The organism is Niveispirillum sp. BGYR6, from assembly GCF_027568365.1.
Lineage (GTDB): Bacteria > Pseudomonadota > Alphaproteobacteria > Azospirillales > Azospirillaceae > Niveispirillum.
This window is the reverse complement of sequence record NZ_JANLNL010000002.1, coordinates 744,019-762,830: the sequence shown is the minus strand read 5'-3', so window position 1 is coordinate 762,830 and position 18,812 is coordinate 744,019. Positions and strand designations below refer to the sequence as shown.

Genomic DNA, 18,812 nt, shown 5'->3' with positions numbered 1-18,812 from the left:
CTCCAGACTGCTGAAATCCAGGCCGAGATTCTGCAGCATGGGCCGATCCTGCCGATCCCGCAGGTACCGGTACAATGACAATTGCCGTGACATCGGCTCACGCACACAGGTCATCCAATGGAAATGCTGACGACCGATCTGATCCAGGAATGGCCCCATGAAGGCGAGGGGCAAATGGCTTGCGCGATGATGCAGCCGCTCTATCGGATGGCTGAGGGCCTCCAGCAGCTTTGGTACTGATTGACGTTCATCATAGTGAAAACTGCAATGACCCCGCCCGTGAAGCCGCATAAAATAGTGAACAAGAGAGGTTCCGGCTGTCTTTAGACAATGTAGGAAATACCACGGTTTCCCACCGGTTGATAGGTAAGATGAAAGATCCGCGTACCGTTGATGGTTTTTCATGCATTCTTTTCCCCTGCCTGATTTTGTATTGATCTGCCTTTAATCGCAGTTGGTTTTTCTTTTATTCTCTGCTCGGTTCCCCCGCTTCCCTGAATGTTGCCGCTTCAGCGGATTGGCGTCAGACACGCCAGATCTCCTTCTGGATGGCGTAGTCAAAGGCATCGATGATCTGGCGGCAGCCCCGGGTCTGGGCCAAACGATGAATCGGCCCGAAGGCCTCTGCCGCGATCAGTACGCTGGCGGCCTGCCAGCGCGCGCTGTCCAGCTGGTCGGCCCGCCAGACCGGCAGCCCGGCCAGTGTGCCGTCCCGCGTGCTGTCGATGAAACCGGCCGGCTGCAGCCCAGCCTGGCGCAGCCGGCCCAGCAATTGTTCGGCCACGCTGCTGCTGCCGAAAATATATAACTGCCCCGCCTGGGCCGCCGGGCGCAGAAAGGACAGGTCGTCCCCTGGCTGCAATGTCGCCACCGGCACCGGCCGCCCCAGCCCCGCCATCAGCGGGGCGACGCGGGCATGATAGGTACGGTAGAGCAGATCATCCTGGGCGAAGCGCTCAGCGATCAGGGCAGCGGCGGTGGGGGACAGGTCGCGGGCCGGCGGTTCCTGATCGGTGCGGTTGGCGCGGATTTCCTGCAGGGGCGGCAGGCCGTGCTGCACATAAATATCATCGATCACCGCACTCATGAATTCCACCGGCACCACCTGCACATCCAGCCGGTCCAGAAAGGCGATGGCGTCGGCGGCCTGTCCGGATGAATGATAGAAGCGGCACTGGCTGTTGCGCGGCATACTGTCAGTGAAAGCCTCCAGCGAGGAAAAATCGATGCAGTTATTCTGGATCAGCGGCAGATGCTGCATCTTCCGCAGGAAGCGGTAATGGGAGATTTGCCGCGCCACCGGGTCGCGTACACAGACAAGCCAGTGAAACTGGCTGACATCCAGCCGGTCCAATATCGGCGCCAGCACAGAGAAGGGCAGGTGGGTGGCATGGTGGCTGTCATAAAAGCCGGGCTGCGCCGCCTCTGCCAGCACGCAGTCAGTATATTGTCGGTCGATATAATAGGTGGCCATCCGGCTTCGCCCGTCCATCCGGGTGAGATAGCCGTTCAACGAGGTGCCGGCGGTCTTCACGCAATGGACAAAGAAGATCGGCTTGCCGCCTGTGTTCAGATAGGAGGCCAGATCTGAATAACGGGGCATCAGCAGGCTCACGTACAGGTATCATGGAAATTGTTCAGCCATGCTACCCCATGGGAGTAGGCGGAGACAACCAGCCGCTGTCATCTGGATTTGCAGTATGATGGACGAGGGCGAACCGGGACAGCTTGGATGATGCGGATCACCTTACTCAACACCTTTGACATTGCCGGCGGTGCTGCCCGTGCTGCTTATCGGCTGCATCAGGGGCTGCGGGAAATTGGCGTGGCGCATCAGTTTCTGGTTGCCCGCAAGGATAGTGACGATCCCGATATCACCCCGGTACGCCCGCGCGATGCCGCCGAACAGGCGGCCTGGGCCGCGCGGGAGGGGGAAGGGCAGGCGGAGCTGGCGGCCTATCCTGCCCTTCAGGGGCCTGGATTCGTGCCCTTCCACAGCGGTCTGGCGGGCCGTGCCGATCTGCTGGAAGATCGGCTGCCGCCCACCGATATTTTCCACCTGCATTGGGTGCGCGGTCTGGTGGATTGGCCGCTGTTCTTCCGCCGCCGCCGGCCGGATCAGGGCTTGGTTTGGACCCTGCACGACCAGAACCCCTTTACCGGTGGTTGCCATTACGCCGATGCCTGCCGGGGCTTCACCATGGCCTGTGGTCGCTGTCCGATGCTGGGATCGGTGGTGGCCGATGATCTTTCCGCCCTGGTGCTGGCCCGCAAACGGGCAGCACTGGCGGCCTTTCCCGGCCCGGTTCATATTGTCAGCCCCAGCCGCTGGCTGGCGGCGGAGGCGGCGAACAGCCGGCTGTTCGCCGGCTTGCCCATCCATGTCATTCCCAATGCCGTGGATATCCGCACCCTGGTGCCGGCGGATGGCGCGCCGCTGCGCCGCCGGCTGGGCATTGCGGATGATGTGCTGACGCTGGGCTTTGTCTCCCACCTGCTGGCCGATCCGCGCAAGGGGCTGGATCTGCTGATGCAGGCGCTGAACCAGCTGGCCCCCAGCCTGCCGGACCGGCTGACCCTGCTGGTCGCCGGGGAAGGGGAGGTGCCGCCGGTTCCCCTTTCGGTGCCCTGCGTCAATGCCGGGCCACAATCCGGCGATGGGGACCTCTGCGGTTTCTATGCTGCCTGTGACCTGCTGGTGGTGCCCAGCCGGCAGGATAACCTGCCCAATGTGGTGCTGGAGGCGATGGCCTGCGCCCGGCCGGTGGTGGGGTTCGACAGTGGCGGGGTGCCTGACATGATCATGCCGGGCGTCACCGGCTTTCTGGCGCCCGGCAGCGATGCCGACGCTCTGGCGGTCGGCCTGGCGGCGGCGGTGCGCCGACGGGCCGACCTGCCCGCCATGGGCCAGGCCGGGCGGCAGCGGGCGGAACGGGAATATGCCCCGGTGGTGCAGGCCCGGCGCTATGCGGCCCTGTATGTGGCGGTGGATCGGGAACGAAAAGGCCGGCGCTAAGGCCGGCCTTCCCTGTATCGCGGCTGTGCCTTCGGCTCAGCTGCGGTTCATGCGGTTGCCCACCAGTTCCGTCACCACATTGGGATCGGCCAGCGTGCTGGTGTCGCCCAGCGCCTCATGCTCATTGGCGGCGATCTTGCGCAGGATGCGGCGCATGATCTTGCCCGAACGGGTCTTGGGCAGACCCGGCGCCCACTGGATCAGGTCCGGCGTGGCGATGGGGCCGATTTCCTTGCGGACCCAGGCCACCAGCTCCTTGCGCAGCTCGTCCGACGTCTCCTCGCCGGCATTCAGCGTCACATAGGCATAGATGCCCTGGCCCTTCAGATCATGCGGATAACCCACCACCGCCGCCTCGGCCACCTTGGGATGGGCGACCAGGGCGCTTTCGATTTCCGCCGTGCCCAGCCGGTGGCCGGAGACATTGATCACGTCATCGACGCGACCGGTGATCCAGTAATAGCCATCCTCATCCCGGCGGCAGCCGTCACCGGTGAAATACTTGCCCTTGAAGGTGCTGAAATAGGTCTGCACGAACCGTTCATGGTCGCCATAAACGGTGCGCATCTGGCCCGGCCAACTATCGGCGATGCAGAGATTGCCCTCCGTCGCCCCTTCCAGCACCGTGCCTTCATTATCCACCACCTGTGGCTTCACGCCGAAGAAGGGCAGGGTGGCCGAACCCGGCTTCTGGCCGACGGCGCCCGGCAGCGGGGTGATCAGGATACCGCCGGTTTCCGTCTGCCACCAGGTATCCACAATGGGGCAGCGGCCATCGCCGACCACCGAATGGTACCAGAGCCAGGCTTCCGGGTTGATCGGTTCCCCGACCGAGCCCAGCAGGCGCAGGGAGGCGCGGCTGGTCTTTTTCACCGGGCCTTCGCCTTCACGCATCAGGGCGCGGATGGCGGTGGGGGCGGTGTAGAAGATATTGACCTTGTGCTTGTCAATCACCTCCCAGAACCGGCTGACGCTGGGATAGTTGGGGATGCCTTCGAACATCAGTGTGGTGGCGCCATTGGCCAGCGGGCCATAGACGATATAGCTGTGACCGGTCACCCAACCCACATCGGCGGTACACCAATAGATGTCGCCATCATGGTAATCGAACACATATTGATGCGTCATCGACGCATAGACCAGATAGCCACCGGTGGTGTGCAGCACGCCCTTGGGCTTACCGGTGGAACCGGAGGTATAGAGGATGAACAGCGGGTCTTCCGCGCTCAACACCTCTGCCGGGCAATCGGCGGAGACCTTGGCAATCTCCTCCTCGTACCAGTAATCGCGGCCTTCCTTCCAGGCGACGCTGCCGCCGGTGCGCTTGACGACGATGACGGATGAGACGTCGGGCAGGCTTTCCAGCGCCTTGTCGACATTGGCCTTCAGCGGCACCTTGCGGCCGCCGCGCAGACCCTCATCAGCGGTGATGATGATCTTGCCTTCGCAGCCCTCGACCCGGTCCTTCAGGCTGTCCGGGGAGAAGCCGCCAAAGACGATGGAATGGATGGCGCCGATGCGGGCGCAGGCCAGCATGGCATAGGCTGCCTCCGGGATCATCGGCAGATAGATCGTCACCCGGTCGCCCTTCTTCACCCCATGTGCCTTCAGCACATTGGCCAGCCGGCTGACCTTTTCATGCAGCTGGCGATAGGTGATGTGGGCGCTGTCGGCGGGATTGTCGCCTTCCCAGATGATGGCGGTCTGGTCGCCGCGCTTTTCCAGGTGGCGATCAATGCAATTATAGGAAACGTTGGTGGTGCCATCTTCGAACCAGCGGATGGCGACATCGCCTTCGAAGCTGGTGTTCTTCACCTTGGTATAGGGGGTGAACCAGTCGATCCGCTTGCCATGTTCGCCCCAGAACCCGTCCGGGTCGGAAATCGACCGCTCATACATTTCCTTGTACTTGGCGGCGTCAACCCAGGCGCCGCGGGCGGTTTCTTCCGCAACCGGAAAGAAAGTCGGGCTGCTCATGGCGTTCAATCTCCCACTGTTGTCGCAGCGCCGTCCGGGTTGCCCGGTGGGCAATGGCTGCGGTTCTTCTCGACCATAGGCCGGCGGAACGGATGGCGGTTCTATCGTCCCCCAACCCGGCGTCGGTAACCTTATGTAAGCAAGCCTAAGCTATTTTGGAACATGTACATTCGTCGCGTGGACAAGGAAGCCGGCGGCTGGTTGTCCTCTCCGCCCGCGCGCGTGCATTCGGACGCGTGCTGTGGTATGGAAAAAGCCAGCCGTTGCGCAGCCGGACAGGTTGGGCAACCAGACGGGGGGTGGGGCATGGCGGGCGAAAAGCCGGAATGCGTGGCAGAGGTTTCCGGAACGGAGGCAGAGCTTTCCCGTCTGGGCCTGCGCACCAGCTTGCTGGCGCTGGATACGCTGCTGCGTCTGGCCCCCGGCCCCGGCGGCTTCCCCGTGCAGGAAGCCGCCCAGGATGCCCGCCTGCTGGCCAGACGCATCCAGGTGGCGACCCAGGATATGCAGGCAGTATTGGCCAAGGCGGGGTAAGAGGGGTTACCCCCCGGCGGGCATCACGCGCCCCTCACCATCCACCACCAGCGGCACGGGCCGCAACGGCCGGCCCACGCACGGCCCTTCCACGCACATCCCGTCATCCACCCGGAACAAGGCGCCATGGGTGCTGCATTGCAGGTGGGTGCCTTCGCGGTTCATGAACCGGTCCGGGTCCATTTCCAGCGGCACGCCGATATGGGGGCAGGCATTGCGATAGCCGTAAACCTGCCCGCCCCGGCGAAAGACCAGGATCGGCACCGGCCGTTCACCGCCGCGATCCCAGTCAAACCCGCGCGCCGTGCCGTCGGGAATCTCCGTCAGATGGCAGAGAAAGCGGCCCCCATCGCTCACGCCGGCACACCCATCAGGCCGCAGGCATAGGCCCATTGATCATCCGTCACCGGGCAGACGGACAGGCGGGATTGTTTGACCAGCTGCATTTCCGACAGCACCGGATCATCCTTGATCCGCTTCAGCGTTAGCGGCACCTTGACCGGGGTGATCGGCTTCAGGTCCACCATCACGAAGCGGCCGGCGGGATCGCTGGGGTCGGGGTAGGCGGTGGCGACCACCTCGGCAATGCCGACAATCTCCAGCCCCTCATTGGAATGATAGAAGAAGACCCGGTCGCCCACCGCCATGGTCTTCAGATTCTTGGCGGCCTGATGGTTGCGCACGCCATCCCAATGGGTGCGCCCATCCTTGACGAACTGGTCCCAGGAATATTTGAACGGTTCGGATTTTACCAGCCAATGGGCCATCTTCTTATCGTCCCCTGGTCGATCAGGCCGGCAGAACCTTGCGGAAGGGGCGGATCGTTACGCTGGCGAACAGACCCGCCTTGGCATAGGGGTCGTTGGCGGCAATCGCCTCCACCTCGGCCTTATCGGCCACGTCCAGGATCAGCAGGCTGCCGACGGGCTTGCCGTCTTCGCTGAGAATCGGGCCGGCGATGGTGATCTTGTCCGACAGGCTGGTGAGGTATTCCAGATGCGGCGGGCGGGTCGCCATGCGCAGGTCCAGCGAATCCGGCTTGTCGATACATTCCAGAATGAAGTGCATGGCGTGGGTACCCTGTTGGTTCAATGTTGCGCTTTGACCGGAATGCTTAACCGGTGACGCGGGCGGCGTCCAGGCCATTGACGCGGTTGTGAATAGCCGGTCACACTGCCCGCCAAAGCAAGATCCATACACGAATAAGACGGGGTCGGACATGATGCGGTCGCGGGGCGGTCGCTGGTTGGTGACGGGGCTGGCATTGCTGCTGGCTGGCTGCGCCACCGGACAGGGAACCGGGCATTCCGGGAACAAGGACAAGGGCGGGGACAAGCAGGCGCTGGCGCCGGGGCTGGATGCGGCCAGCAGCCGCGACCCGTTCCCCAGCCGCTATAAGCCCGCCGCCAGCGGGTTGGTGGCGCTGACCGGGGCGACGGTGCTGACCGGCACCGGGGCGCGGATTGAAAACGGCACCGTCATCATCCGCGATGGTCGGATTGAGGCGGTGGGGGCGGGCCTGCCCGTGCCGGCGGGGGCCACCATTGTGGATGCGGCGGGGCGCTGGATCACCCCCGGCATCATCGACATGCATTCCCATCTGGGGGTCTATGCCTCCCCGGCGGTGGAGGCCCATTCCGACGGGAATGAAATGACGGACCCGAACACGGCCCAGGTCTGGGCTGAACATTCGGTCTGGCCGCAGGATCCCGGCTTTGAACGGGCGCTGCGCGGCGGTGTCACCACCTTGCAGCTGCTGCCCGGCTCGGCCAACCTGTTCGGTGGGCGCAGCGTGACGGTGAAGAATGTCACCGCCCGCAATGTGATGGAGATGAAATTCCCCGGCGCGCCCTATGGGCTGAAAATGGCCTGCGGGGAGAATCCCAAGCGCGTCTATGGCGACAAGGGCCGGGCGCCTGGCAGCCGCATGGCCAATGTGGCGGGGTACCGCACGGCCTGGATCGAAGCGGCGGAATATCGCCGCAAATGGGACGCCTATTACAAGGAAAAGCAGGAGGCCAAGGGCGACAAGCAGCCCGATCCGCCCAAGCGTGACCTGCAACTGGAAACCCTGGCTGGCGTGCTGTCCGGCGATATCCTGGTGCAGAACCATTGCTACCGCGCTGACGAGATGTCGGTGATGATGGAGGTGGCGCGGGAATTCGGCTATCGCGTCACAGCCTTCCACCATGCCACTGAGGCCTACAAGATCAGCGACCTGCTGAAGCAGGATAATGTCTGCATCGCCACCTGGGCCCATTGGTGGGGCTTCAAGATGGAAGCCTATGACGGGGTGCCGGCCAATGCCGCCATGGTGCACCGGGCCGGGGCCTGCGCCGTCATTCATTCCGATGACGAAACATTGATCCAGTACCTGCCCAAGGAAGCCGCCCAGGCTATGGCGGAGGGCAATTATCTGGGCCTGGGCATCAAGGAGGAGGAGGCGATCAGCTGGATCACCGCCAACCCCGCCAAGGCCATCGGCGTGCAGGACAAGACCGGCACGCTGGAACCGGGCAAGATGGCCGATGTGGTGGTGTGGAACGGCAATCCCTTCAGCATCTATACGCTGGCCGATCTCGTTTATATTGATGGCGTGCCGCAATTCGACCGCGCCCACCCGCCCGCTGAACCCCGCTCTGATTTTGAGCTGGGACAGGCGGGGGCGGAAATCTTCCAGGGCAAGGGGGCGAAATGATGCGCGGCTTCAAACAAATGCTTCTTGGCGGGGCCGTGCTGCTGGCCGGCCTGGGCACGACAGCGGGGGCGGAAACCATCGCCATCCAGGGGGCGACCCTGGTGAATGGCAGCGGCGTTTCCACCCCCGACGCCACCATCATCATCAAGGATGGCATTGTCACGGCGGCGGCCCCCGGTGCGGCGGTGCCGGCCGGGGCGACGCTGGTGGGGGGCAAGGGCAAGGTGGTGACGCCGGGTCTGTTCGTCTCCTCCTCCGATATCGGGATTGAGGAGGTGAGTGCGGTCAAGGAGACCAATGACAGCAATGCCGCCAATCCTCGGATCAGCGTGGCCTATGATCCCTCCTACGCCGTCAACCCCGCCAGCAGCCTGATCCCGCTGGCCCGTGCCGGGGGCATCACCCGCGCCGTGGTGATGCCCGCTGTGGCCTTTGGCGATGGTGCCCATATCCATGATGGGGAGACGGCGGGCCATGTCGATGAGCCGCTGTTCCAGGGCCAGCCGGCGCTGATCCATCTGGGCGCCGCCCCGGACATCGTGGTGAAACCGCGCCTGGGCGTGGCTCTGCCCTTTGGCGAAAGTGCCGCCAGCAGTGCCGGCGGCAGCCGTGCGCTGTCCGTTGCCATCCTGAAGGCCGCTTTGGAGGATGTGCGCCATTACGCCGCCAACAAGGGGGCCTTTAATCAGGGCGGCACGCGGGAATATAGCCTGTCGCGGCTGGACCTGGAGGCGCTGCTGCCTGTGGTCCGGGGCGAAGCGCCCTTGTTCCTGGCCGTCCACCGCGCCGCCGATATCCGTCTGGCCCTGCGGCTGGCGCGGGAGGAAAAGCTGCGGCTGGTGCTGATGGGGGCGGAGGAAGGCTGGATGGTGGCGGGGGAAATCGCCGCTGCCGGCGTGCCCGTCATTATCAAGCCGACCACCAACCTGCCGGGCCGGTTTGAAACCCAACATGCACGGCTGGACAATGCCGCCCTGCTGGAAAAGGCCGGCGTGGTGGTGATCCTGACCGGCAGCGCCGATGGCCATTATGCCAATCAGGTGCGCTTCCAGGCCGGGACGGCGGTGGCCTATGGGATGCCACGCGACAAGGCGCTGGCCGCCATCACCGGCCGCCCGGCGGCGCTGTTTGGCGGTACGGGCAGCGCCGGCCAGATCGCCGTGGGCAAGCCCGCCGATCTGGTACTGTGGGGCGGTGACCCGCTGGAGCCGATGGTGCTGGCCGAGCGGGTTTTCATTAACGGGGTGGAACAATCCCTGAAAACCCGCCAGCGCGCGCTGGAGGAACGGTATTTGAAACGGTGATCTGAAGGGGGCAGCCTGAAGGAAAGGCTGCCCCCTATCCGTTTATTTCCCGTCCAGCACCCAATCCGGCCGCACCCAATGGCAGGTATAGCCGTTGGGGGTGCGCTCCAGATAGTCCTGGTGGAAATCTTCGGCCTCCCAGAACGGACCGGCGGGTGTGATTTCGGTGGCGAGCTTGCCGGGCCAGCGGCCAGAGGCTTCCACTGCCGCCGTCACCTGCCGCGCCGTTTCGGCCTGGGCGTCGTCCAGGGTGAAGATGGCGGAGCGATATTGGGTACCGATATCGTTGCCCTGGCGGTTGGTCGTCGTCGGGTCATGAATCTGGAAAAAGAATTCCAGCAGCCGGCGATAGCTCAGCTTTTCCGGATCAAAGCTGATCTCGATCGCCTCCGCATGGCCGGTCTTGCCGGTTTTCACATCCTTGTAGGTGGGGTTGGCCAGACCGCCGCCGGTATAGCCGACGCGGGTGGTCACCACGCCCGGCACCTTGCGGATCAGATCCTGCATCCCCCAGAAACAGCCGCCGGCCAGTACGGCCCTTTGCGTACCCATGCAACACACTCCCGGATCATAAGGAATCAACTTGATGGATAAGGTGGGCGAGGGGCCGGGTAAAATCCAGGGGGACGGCGCGCATCATGGGTCACCCGTGCGTGATCGGCGTTCGACAAGCGGCTTGCGCCGCGTTAAATCCGCCTGCCATGACTGAACAGACCCCTGCCACCGATGCCGCGCTGGCCGCGCGCGTCGCCGCCCTTGATCTGGTTTCCGCTGTGCTGTCGCGCCGCGTGCCGTTTGATGATGCCTGGGAAGGCCATCGCGGCATCCGTCTGCTGGAAGCGCGCGACCGCGCCTTTGTCCGTCTGCTCTGCGCCACCGTGCTGCGCCGGCTGGGCCAGATCGATGCCTGCATCGCCGCCTGCCTGGACAAGCCGGGCCAGCAGTTGAAGGCCGTGGTGCAGGATATTCTGCGCTTGGGTGCTGCCCAACTGCTGTTCCTGAACACGCCGGCCCATGCCGCCGTGGATACGGGCGTGGAACTGGCCATCCAGCGCAAGCAGCACCCCTATAAGGGCCTGATCAACGCCGTCCTGCGCCGGCTGGCGCGTGATGGGCAAACCATGCTGGCGGCCCAGGATGCCGGCCGGCTGAACACGCCGGACTGGCTGTGGCTGGCCTGGCGCAAGCATTATGGCACCGGCCCCACCCGCGCCATCGTGGAAAGCCAGCTGAACGAAGCGCCGCTGGATATCACCGTGAAGGGCGATGCTGCCGCCTGGGCGGAAAAGCTGGGCGGTGTGCTGCTGCCCACCGGCAGCATCCGCCGCCCCGCCGGTGGGCAGGTAATGGAACTGCCCGGCTTCGATGACGGGGTCTGGTGGGTGCAGGATGCTGCCGCCGCCATCCCGGCCCGGCTGTTCGGCGACCTGTCGGGCAAGCAGGCGCTGGATCTCTGTGCCGCCCCCGGCGGCAAGACGGCGCAACTGGCAGCCGCCGGTGCCCAGGTCACCGCCGTTGACCGTTCCGACAAGCGGTTGCTGCGGCTGACGGAGAATATGCAACGGCTGGGCTTTGCCGGTCAGGTCACCACCGTCGTGGCCGACGCCACCGAATGGCGCCCGGAACAGCCTGCCGATGCCGTGCTGCTGGATGCGCCCTGCAGCGCCACCGGCACCATCCGCCGCCATCCCGATGTCGCACGGCTGAAGGATGAAGAGGATGTGGAGAAGCTGGGCCGCATCCAGTCCCGGATGCTCTATCGCGCTGTCGACATGCTGAAGCCGGGCGGCGTGCTGGTTTACTGCACCTGTTCCTTACAGCCGGAAGAGGGGGAGGTGCAGATCACCAACCTGCTCTATCGCCGCCCGGAAATGAAGGTGGTGCCGGTCACCGCCGATGAGGTGGGCGGCATGGCCGCCTTGCTGACGCCGGAAGGCTTCGTGCGCTGCCATCCCGGTCATCTGGCAGACCAGGGCGGCATGGATGGCTTCTTCGCTGCCCGGCTGAAGCGGACGGCCTGAGTCTCACGCCTGCTGCGGTAGCAGCACGATGCCATCTTCGTCGCTGTAGAGCCATTGGCCAGGGGTGAAGTCGCAGCCACCGAAATGCACGGTGACGTCGGCTTCCCCGGCCCCGGTCTTGGCACTTTTCAGCGGGTTGGTGCCCAGCGCCTTGACGCCCAGCGGCAGGGTGCTGATGGCCACGGAATCCCGGATGGCGCCATGCACGACGATGCCGGCCCAGCCATTTTTCACCGCCAGCCCGGCGATGATATCGCCCACCAGGGCGGAGGCCAGCGTCCCGCCGCCATCCACCACCAGCACCGCCCCGTCACCGGGGGTGGAGAGCAGGGATTTCAGCAACGCATTGTCGCGGTGGCAGCGCACAGTGCGCACCTTGCCGAAGAAGCGGGCATGGCCGCCAAAATTGCGAAACTGCGTGCTGCAGCTGCTGATCACCCGTTCATGCTGGTCAACAAGGTCGGCGGTGGCGAAGTGCATGGGCTGTTTCCTGTCCTGGGGCCGCCGGTTCGGGCCGCAGCAGGATTAAACGCTACAAAGGCCAGGCTCGGCCAGCTGGACTTTCGGCGGAAATTGCTTCACCCCGCCTCTGCCCGGCGCACCACCACCACCTGATTACGCCCGCCCGCCTTGGCGGCATAGAGCGCCTCGTCGGCAGCGCGCAGGATGGCAGCAAGGCTGGACAGTTCCGGGCAATAGGCGGCAACCCCGATACTGGCCGTCACCTCAATTTCCGCCCCCTCATGGCGCAACGGGGTGAAGGAGAGCAGGTGGCGCAACTGTTCGGCCAGACCGTAAGCCGTCTCCAGGTCTGTCTCCGGCAGCAGGGCGACGAACTCCTCCCCGCCCAGCCGGGCGAACAGGTCGGTCTGGCGTAGATTATTGCCCACCAGTCGCGCCACTGCCTTCAGCACATGGTCACCCGTGGCATGGCCATACCGGTCATTGATGGATTTGAAATGGTCCAGATCCAGCAGCAGCATGGTCAGCGGGCGCTTGAAACGGCGGGCGCGGGCCACTTCTTGTTCGCCCTGTTCCTCCAGCCGGCGGCGGTTGGCGATGCCGGTCAGCGGGTCTAGCCGCGCCTCTGCCTCCAGCTGCAATTCCAGACGAAAGCCATAACGGGCGGTCCGTTCCAGCGCATGGGCCAGCACATAGGCGGCAAAAATGCCGGTGGCAAAGAAGCTGAGCGTATTGAACAGGGGAAAGCCGGTCAGCCCGTCCGCCCAGAGCAACCCACCCACCAGCAGGGCAGAGGGCAGGTTGACCAGCGGCACCAACTGCGCCCGGGTGACGCAGATGGCCGACACGGTGGGAAAGATCGCCAGCCCGGCCGGGCCGTACAGCAAACCGTCCGGCAATAGATATTGGGTCAGGCCCACGCAGCCCGTGCCGGCCGTGACCGCAATGATGGTCATCAGCAGCAACGGCATCGCCGGACGATGGGAAATGGTCCAGGCGCACCAGAGCATTACCCCACCCGCCACCAGCCGGATCGGCACCACCAGCCAGAAACGGCTGGGGTCCAGTGTCAGATCCCAGATGATGAATGCCAGCAGAGATGCGGCCCCCGCACCGATCGGCCAGGCCAGCGCATCGCGCAGCCGGGCTTCCCGCCATTCGTCGAAACGCCGTTCAGTTGCTTCGTCAAAACTTGGTAAACCAAGGGCCATACCCGTTTGTCCGCTTCATGCCTGTTGGTTGCGAGGTTTTTGAAATTTTCCCGCATATTACAGCACGCGTCGATGCGCGCCCAGTTGGCAAATATCGATATTGAAATCGTTTTAGGCATAAATCCTTTGCTCTATGGAAGCGGCGGAAAGCAGTTGTGTCGAACAACTGTTTGAACGATGCTGCGGCAGGACCGGATCAAGGGTCCGATCAATGACAGACGGAGGAAACCATGGCCGCCTTTGACCCCGCCGTGAACCGGCACTGGTTGCTGGACGCCCGCCCCAAGGGCGGCAATTTCGCTGAGGTGCTGAGCCTGCGGGAAGAAAAGGCACCGGAACCGGGGCCGGGCGAATATCGCGTGCGCACGATCTATCTGTCGCTGGACCCGACCAATGCGGTCTGGATGCAATATGACAGCTATCTGCCGGCGGTGCCGCTGGGCACCACCATGCGCGGGCTGGTGCTGGGCGTGGTGGATATCTCCAACCATGACCGGATCAAGGTTGGCGACATCGTCATGGGCATGGGGCGCTGGGCTGATTACGTCATCACCAATGGCGAAAGCATGGGCAAGGTGCCCAATATCCCCGGTCTGCCGCTGCTGGCCTATCTGGGGCCGCTGGGCATGACGGGGGCCACCGCCTATTTCGGCCTGCTGGATATTGGCAAACCCAAGGAAGGGGAAACCGTGGTGGTCTCTGCCGCCGCCGGTGCCGTCGGTTCCCTGGTCGGGCAGATTGCCAGGCTGAAGGGCTGCCGCGCCGTCGGCATCGCCGGGTCGGAGGAGAAGTGCAACTGGCTGACCGGGGAGCTGGGCTTTGACGCGGCGGTGAATTACAAGGCCCAGGGTTGGCGCAAGCAGCTGCGCGCCGCCGTGCCGCAGGGTGTGGACATTTATTTCGAGAATGTCGGTGGGGAGATCACCGAGACGGTGCTGGAGCTGCTGAACATCAAGGGGCGCATCCCCTTCTGTGGCGCCATCAGCCAGTATAATGCCACCGAACCGCAGCCGGGGCCGCGCAACCTGTCCATTCTGGTGTCGCGCCGGGCGCGGATGGAAGGCTTCCTGGTGCTGGATTACACCCCGCGCATGGCGGAAATGTACGCCGAAATGGGCCCTTGGGTGGCGGATGGCCGGATCAAATGGAAGGTGGATCTGGATCAGGGGCTGGAAAATACCCTGACCTCTTTCGGCAAGCTGTTCAGTGGCGGCAATACCGGCAAGCTGGCGGTGCAGGTTTCCGCCGAACCCTAAACGGTCAGGGCCCCGGCAGGTCCGCTGCTTCGCGGATGATCTGGTCGATCAACCCCCGTATCGCCGGCTCAGCCACCGCCACCCCCGTGGAGAGGCTGACGATGCGGGGTTTCGGCGTGCGTCGGCACGCCATTTCCAGCATGGGCTTCAGCTCATAGCGAAAAGCCTGATTCGTGAAGGGAAACCGGTCCAGCAGCAGCAGTGCCGGACGGGTTTGGGCGAACAGGGCCAGCAGGCTGGCGGCGCGCTGTTTCTTCCAGGCATGGTTGGCCAGCCCGCCGCCGGCATCCAGAATCAAACCCGGCTGATCTGCCCGCCAATGGGCAACCGGGGTCAGTGCTGCAACCTGCAGCCCTGGCCCCGCCGCCGGCATGTCCTCCCCACCCCAGGCCAGCAGCACCTGCCAGCCCCGCCCGGCCAGCAACCGGGCGGTGTCGGCCAGCCGTTGGGCATCACCCGCCGCCATCGGCTGGGCCCAGAATAATAAATCAGGGGGCGGTGCAGCGTTCATTGTTGCAGGGCGGCAAAGCTGGACAAGGGGGCCGTCATCGGTCACCACTATGGTAATCAAAGGAAAAACCGGAACCAACCGGCATTGGGGAACATGGGGGAATAATGGCCGCCAACTTGGCTGCGGAGGTGGAGGCATTGCGCCGCCTGCCCATCTTCGCCGATATCGAGCTGTCGAAACTGAAGCTGCTGGCCTTTACCAGCGAGCGGGTCAGTTTCAATCCGGGTGACATGCTGTTCCGCCAGGAGGAGGCGCCAGAGGCGGCCTTCCTGATTCTGGAAGGGCAGGTGAAGCTGGTGGTGGATACGCCGACCGGCCGGCGGGACTTTGTCGATGTGCCGGCGGGCGGCATTGTGGGGGAGATCGGCATTCTGTGCGACCATCCCCGCATCGCCAGCGCCCAGGCCATCGCCCCGGTCACTGCCCTGCGCATCGCCCGCGACCCGTTTTTTCGCATGTTGATGGAGTTCCCCCATATCGCCATCACGGTGATGCGGGAACTGGCCCTGCGGCTGGAACGCACGACGCGGGAGCTGTGGTCGCTGCCGCCGGCCAGGTGACGATCAGGAAGGCCGGCCGCGTTTGACCGCGTTGATCACCCGGTCCAGTTCCTGCAGGAAGGCCGATTTGTCGGATTTGGACATGGGCGCATTGCCGCCCTGTACCACCCCCATGTCGCGCAAATCCTGCATCAGGGCACGGCTGGCCAGGGCGGAACCGATATTGGCCGGGGTGAAGGACCGGCCGGTGGGGCCGACGACGCGCGCCCCCTTGTCCAGGCAGCGCTTGGCCAGCTGGATGTCGGCGCTGATGACGATATCGTCCTTCGCCGCCTTTTCCACGATCCAGTCATCGGCAGCGTCAAACCCGTCAGAGACGACGACCAGCCGCACATCGCCTTCCGCCGGTACGCGCAGCGGGCTGTTGGCGACCAGATACACGGTCAGCCCATAGCGCAGGGCAACCCGGAAGGTCTCTTCCTTCACCGGGCAGGCGTCGGCATCGATCAATATTTCAGGCATGGCGGGCGCGTTTCAGCAGAAGAATTGGATAATGCCCGCACAATGCCCCGACAGGATCAGTTTGGCGAGCGGGAGATGCTTTTGATCGGCCCGCGCGGCTTGCCGGACATCTGGGCAATTTCCCGATCCTGTTCCTCAATGAACCCACGCACCGGATCTTCGCCATCCAGGCCGCCGACCAGGGCGCGGGGAACCTTGCGGTTGGAGGTGCGCTGACCATCCTGATAATAGACGTCGAACAGCACATGGCCGGTTTCCACCGGCACCTTCTTCTTGGCCATGGGGCCAACTCCTTAAACGATGGGGCCTAAAGCAGAAGGGGGACGCCGGTTGCCCGGCGTCCCCCTTCCAAATTCCGATGCCTTGCGGCGATCAGACCGCCTTCAGATTGACGGCGGAGGTCTTGCCCCGGCGCGGATCGCGCTCTTCCTCGAACGAGACCTTCTGGCCTTCGTTCAGGGAAGACATGCCAGCGCGTTCAACGGCGGAGATATGGACGAACACGTCCGAACCGCCATTTTCCGGCTGAATGAAACCAAAACCCTTGGTGCTGTTGAACCACTTAACGGAACCGATCGGCATTGTGCCTCTCCTTCGATTTGGGATGGCAGCACGCCACCGGCGCGCCGCATCAGACGTGTCCAGATGGGTCGTCGATCTGGAAACCCGAAGGCAGCAGGCCGGCAGTCCGTAGGAAGAATGACCCGCCTGATATGGACGCTCCCGCTCCTTCTTGCAAGGGCAATACCGGATATCCCGGTTCTGGCCGCCATGTGTTAACGGGCAGGCTTGCAAAAAGCAGCTTGATGCACCTATCTGCGGGGATGCCCTTTGCGGGCTGGGGGACAGACCATGGACGATTGGGATGGGTTGCCAGCGCTGGCGGATTTTGATTGCCAGGCCTGCGGGGCCTGCTGCGCCTATTCCGCCGAATGGCCGCGCTTCACACTGGAAGATGACGCGGATATTGCCCGCATTCCCCCGGCCATGGTGGCGCCCAACGGGTCGGGGATGCGCTGCGAGGGGGATCGCTGTGTCGCGCTCACCGGCAAGGTGGGGGAGGCGACCGGCTGCGGCATCTATGCGCTGCGCCCGATTGTCTGCCGTGACTGCCTGCCGGGGGACGAGGCGTGCCTGATGGCCCGCCAGCACCATGGGCTGTGACCGCCGGCCTGCCTACCCTTGTCATAAATGGCGAAAGTTTCACGAAAATTCGCGTGGTTGCGATTGAGCTTTCACCGGATATCATTCAGCCTGGAATGGGGCTGACCGGAGGGATGGTGCGGGATGGTGCGATTGGGTTTGCAGGGAAGGCTGGCGGCGGCGCTGCGCCGTGTCACCGACCTGTTCATCCCCACCCCGATGCGCCAGCCTGGTTTTGATGAAAACCAGCTTCAGCGCGCCCGCGCCTTTGTACGCATCACCCTGCTGATTCTGGGTGGTCTGCTGGTGATTTCCGGCGTCTGGATCATCAAGGAGGGGCCATCCACCCCGGCCAGTCTGGCCTGGATGATCTATGCCACACTGCTGGCCGCCAATCTGGTGTTGGTGCGGCTGACCGGCCGCTTTCATGCGGTGACGCTGGCCAATAATCTGATGGGGCTCACCGCCATCGCCTATCTGCTGAATCTCACCGGCGGGTTGCATTCCCCCTTGTTGCCCTTGTTCCTGGTGGGGGTGGTGACGACGGGCAATTTCGGTGGGAACCGCGCCATTCTGATGTTTTTCGGCGGATTCGCCCTGGTCATCATCGGTACCTATCTGTGCCAGCTCTATCGACCGCCGATACCGCTGGATCTCCATTCGCGATTCGCCCTGATGGTGACGGCGATTGTGTTGATGATCCTGGCCACCCTGTCGGCCCAGTCGGCGCGCACCCGCACCCGGCGCCGGCTGCGCGATGCCCGCGATGCCGCCGTGGCCGAGCGGCGCACGGCGGAAAAGGCGTTGGCCGACTTGCGCGCCGCGCAATCGCAGATGCTGCTGCAGGAAAAGATGGCCGGCCTGGGCAGCATGGTGGCCGGCGTGGCGCATGAGGTGAACACACCCGTCGGGCTTACTGTCACCGGTGCCTCTCAGTTGCGCACAGAAACGCGGGAACTGGTGGCACGGGTGGCGGAAGGCAAACTGCGCCGGCATGAGCTGGATGATTATCTGCGGCTGGTGGAGGAGCTTTCCACCCTGATCGAACGCAATGCCTTGCGGGCGGGTGAACTGATCCAGTCCTTCAAGGATGTGGCGGTGGATCAGTCCAGCGACGCCCGCCGCGCTTTCCGGCTGGGTCCGTATAGTGCGGAGGTGCTGGCCAGCCTGTCGCCGCATCTGCGCCGCGCCCAGCATAAGGTGGCTGTTGATATTCCTGAGGCGATCGAGCTGGATGGCTATCCGGGGGCGGTGGCCCAGGTCATCACCAATCTGGTGATGAACAGCATCATGCACGGCTATCCCGATGAACGGCCGGGCCATCTGCGCCTGTCGGCGCGGCTGCTGCCGGGGGATCGGGTGGAGCTGGTATACAGCGATGACGGGCAGGGGATTCCCCCCAGCCTGTGGGAGCGGATTTTTGAACCGTTCTTCACCACCCGGCGCGGCAGCGGCGGGTCCGGGCTCGGCCTCTACCTGCTTTATTCCATCGTCACCGTGCGCCTGGGCGGTACGGTGACGGTTGGGGACGCGCCGGAGGGCGGGGCCCTGTTTACATTGGTATTCCCGCGCCGGGCGCCAGAAAAGGTTGCGGCTGAAACTTTGCTGGGAAAGCGGGATTGATCCATGACAATAGTACGCGCGAGGCGGGAATTGG

Annotated in this window: 21 protein-coding genes; 9 read left to right on the top strand and 12 right to left on the bottom strand. The window is 64.0% G+C overall.

All coding sequences use genetic code 11. The features are described from left to right. Window positions 1–523: 523 nt before the first annotated feature. A complete protein-coding gene (locus tag PCJ49_RS07540) occupies window positions 524–1,603 on the bottom strand; it encodes a hypothetical protein (protein WP_269910390.1) in 1,080 nt (359 codons plus the stop codon). 129 nt (window positions 1,604–1,732) lie between these two features. Between PCJ49_RS07540 and PCJ49_RS07535 the strand changes: the two genes are divergently transcribed. Then, window positions 1,733–3,016, top strand: coding sequence for a glycosyltransferase (locus PCJ49_RS07535; protein ID WP_269910389.1), 1,284 nt, complete (start codon window positions 1,733–1,735; stop codon window positions 3,014–3,016). 36 nt (window positions 3,017–3,052) lie between these two features. Here PCJ49_RS07535 and acs read toward each other — a convergent pair whose 3' ends face one another. Beyond that, a complete protein-coding gene (acs, locus tag PCJ49_RS07530; RefSeq protein WP_269910388.1) occupies window positions 3,053–4,993 on the bottom strand; it encodes an acetate--CoA ligase in 1,941 nt (646 codons plus the stop codon). A gap of 306 nt (window positions 4,994–5,299) precedes the next feature. Between acs and PCJ49_RS07525 the strand changes: the two genes are divergently transcribed. Continuing rightward, window positions 5,300–5,527 (top strand): hypothetical protein, encoded by a 228-nt coding sequence (locus PCJ49_RS07525; RefSeq protein WP_089287448.1) that lies wholly within the window; start codon window positions 5,300–5,302, stop codon window positions 5,525–5,527. Window positions 5,528–5,533: 6 nt separating this feature from the next. Here PCJ49_RS07525 and PCJ49_RS07520 read toward each other — a convergent pair whose 3' ends face one another. Genes PCJ49_RS07520 through PCJ49_RS07510 form a run of 3 tightly spaced genes read right to left on the bottom strand, consistent with a single transcriptional unit; the run spans window position 5,534 to window position 6,595 of the window. Continuing rightward, on the bottom strand, window positions 5,534–5,884 hold the full coding sequence (locus PCJ49_RS07520; protein WP_269910387.1) for a Rieske (2Fe-2S) protein: 351 nt from the start codon (window positions 5,882–5,884) through the stop codon (window positions 5,534–5,536). Further along, entirely contained in the window at window positions 5,881–6,294 is a 414-nt protein-coding gene (locus PCJ49_RS07515) for an EVE domain-containing protein (protein ID WP_269910386.1), read from the bottom strand. Before PCJ49_RS07515 ends, PCJ49_RS07520 begins: the two co-directional genes overlap by 4 nt. Window positions 6,295–6,316: 22 nt before the next feature. Next, window positions 6,317–6,595, bottom strand: coding sequence for a YciI family protein (locus PCJ49_RS07510; RefSeq protein WP_269910385.1), 279 nt, complete (start codon window positions 6,593–6,595; stop codon window positions 6,317–6,319). Between the two features lie 151 nt (window positions 6,596–6,746). Between PCJ49_RS07510 and PCJ49_RS07505 the strand changes: the two genes are divergently transcribed. Both PCJ49_RS07505 and PCJ49_RS07500 read left to right on the top strand, forming a co-directional pair. Beyond that, complete coding sequence (locus tag PCJ49_RS07505; RefSeq protein WP_269910384.1) at window positions 6,747–8,225, top strand: amidohydrolase family protein; 1,479 nt, start codon at window positions 6,747–6,749, stop codon at window positions 8,223–8,225. After that, window positions 8,222–9,529: an amidohydrolase family protein gene (locus tag PCJ49_RS07500; RefSeq protein WP_269910383.1), complete on the top strand. Its 1,308-nt coding sequence runs from the start codon at window positions 8,222–8,224 to the stop codon at window positions 9,527–9,529. The genes PCJ49_RS07505 and PCJ49_RS07500 overlap by 4 nt, the downstream gene beginning before the upstream one ends. A gap of 42 nt (window positions 9,530–9,571) precedes the next feature. Here PCJ49_RS07500 and msrA read toward each other — a convergent pair whose 3' ends face one another. After that, window positions 9,572–10,081: a peptide-methionine (S)-S-oxide reductase MsrA gene (msrA, locus tag PCJ49_RS07495; protein WP_269910382.1), complete on the bottom strand. Its 510-nt coding sequence runs from the start codon at window positions 10,079–10,081 to the stop codon at window positions 9,572–9,574. Window positions 10,082–10,230: 149 nt separating this feature from the next. Here msrA and PCJ49_RS07490 point away from each other — a divergent pair, with 149 nt between their 5' ends. Continuing rightward, window positions 10,231–11,550 carry a transcription antitermination factor NusB gene (locus PCJ49_RS07490; RefSeq protein ID WP_269910381.1) on the top strand — a complete coding sequence of 440 codons (1,320 nt, stop codon included), beginning with the start codon at window positions 10,231–10,233 and terminating at the stop codon, window positions 11,548–11,550. A 3-nt stretch (window positions 11,551–11,553) separates the two neighbouring features. On the opposite strand, the gene rraA is transcribed toward PCJ49_RS07490, so the two are convergent. Continuing rightward, complete coding sequence (gene rraA, locus PCJ49_RS07485; RefSeq protein WP_269910380.1) at window positions 11,554–12,030, bottom strand: ribonuclease E activity regulator RraA; 477 nt, start codon at window positions 12,028–12,030, stop codon at window positions 11,554–11,556. A 98-nt stretch (window positions 12,031–12,128) separates the two neighbouring features. After that, entirely contained in the window at window positions 12,129–13,223 is a 1,095-nt protein-coding gene (locus PCJ49_RS07480) for a GGDEF domain-containing protein (protein ID WP_269910379.1), read from the bottom strand. A gap of 230 nt (window positions 13,224–13,453) precedes the next feature. On the opposite strand from PCJ49_RS07480, the gene PCJ49_RS07475 reads away from it, so the two are divergent. Then, on the top strand, window positions 13,454–14,479 hold the full coding sequence (locus PCJ49_RS07475) for an NADP-dependent oxidoreductase (RefSeq protein WP_269910378.1): 1,026 nt from the start codon (window positions 13,454–13,456) through the stop codon (window positions 14,477–14,479). 4 nt (window positions 14,480–14,483) lie between these two features. Here PCJ49_RS07475 and PCJ49_RS07470 read toward each other — a convergent pair whose 3' ends face one another. After that, window positions 14,484–14,945 carry a hypothetical protein gene (locus tag PCJ49_RS07470; RefSeq protein ID WP_269910377.1) on the bottom strand — a complete coding sequence of 154 codons (462 nt, stop codon included), beginning with the start codon at window positions 14,943–14,945 and terminating at the stop codon, window positions 14,484–14,486. Window positions 14,946–15,094: 149 nt separating this feature from the next. Between PCJ49_RS07470 and PCJ49_RS07465 the strand changes: the two genes are divergently transcribed. Then, window positions 15,095–15,550, top strand: coding sequence for a Crp/Fnr family transcriptional regulator (locus PCJ49_RS07465; protein ID WP_089287436.1), 456 nt, complete (start codon window positions 15,095–15,097; stop codon window positions 15,548–15,550). Window positions 15,551–15,553: 3 nt separating this feature from the next. Here the strand turns inward: PCJ49_RS07465 and PCJ49_RS07460 are convergent, their stop codons facing one another. From PCJ49_RS07460 to PCJ49_RS07450, 3 genes are all read right to left on the bottom strand, one after another. Continuing rightward, the gene (locus PCJ49_RS07460; protein ID WP_089287435.1) at window positions 15,554–16,012 is read right to left on the bottom strand and encodes a YaiI/YqxD family protein; all 459 of its coding nucleotides are present in this window, start codon (window positions 16,010–16,012) and stop codon (window positions 15,554–15,556) included. Between the two features lie 56 nt (window positions 16,013–16,068). Next, complete coding sequence (locus PCJ49_RS07455; RefSeq protein ID WP_269910376.1) at window positions 16,069–16,293, bottom strand: hypothetical protein; 225 nt, start codon at window positions 16,291–16,293, stop codon at window positions 16,069–16,071. A 91-nt stretch (window positions 16,294–16,384) separates the two neighbouring features. Further along, on the bottom strand, window positions 16,385–16,594 hold the full coding sequence (locus PCJ49_RS07450; RefSeq protein ID WP_089287433.1) for a cold-shock protein: 210 nt from the start codon (window positions 16,592–16,594) through the stop codon (window positions 16,385–16,387). Between the two features lie 270 nt (window positions 16,595–16,864). On the opposite strand from PCJ49_RS07450, the gene PCJ49_RS07445 reads away from it, so the two are divergent. Further along, on the top strand, window positions 16,865–17,176 hold the full coding sequence (locus PCJ49_RS07445; RefSeq protein ID WP_269910375.1) for a YkgJ family cysteine cluster protein: 312 nt from the start codon (window positions 16,865–16,867) through the stop codon (window positions 17,174–17,176). A 123-nt stretch (window positions 17,177–17,299) separates the two neighbouring features. Continuing rightward, window positions 17,300–18,778, top strand: coding sequence for a HAMP domain-containing sensor histidine kinase (locus tag PCJ49_RS07440; RefSeq protein WP_269910374.1), 1,479 nt, complete (start codon window positions 17,300–17,302; stop codon window positions 18,776–18,778). Window positions 18,779–18,812: the final 34 nt, after the last annotated feature.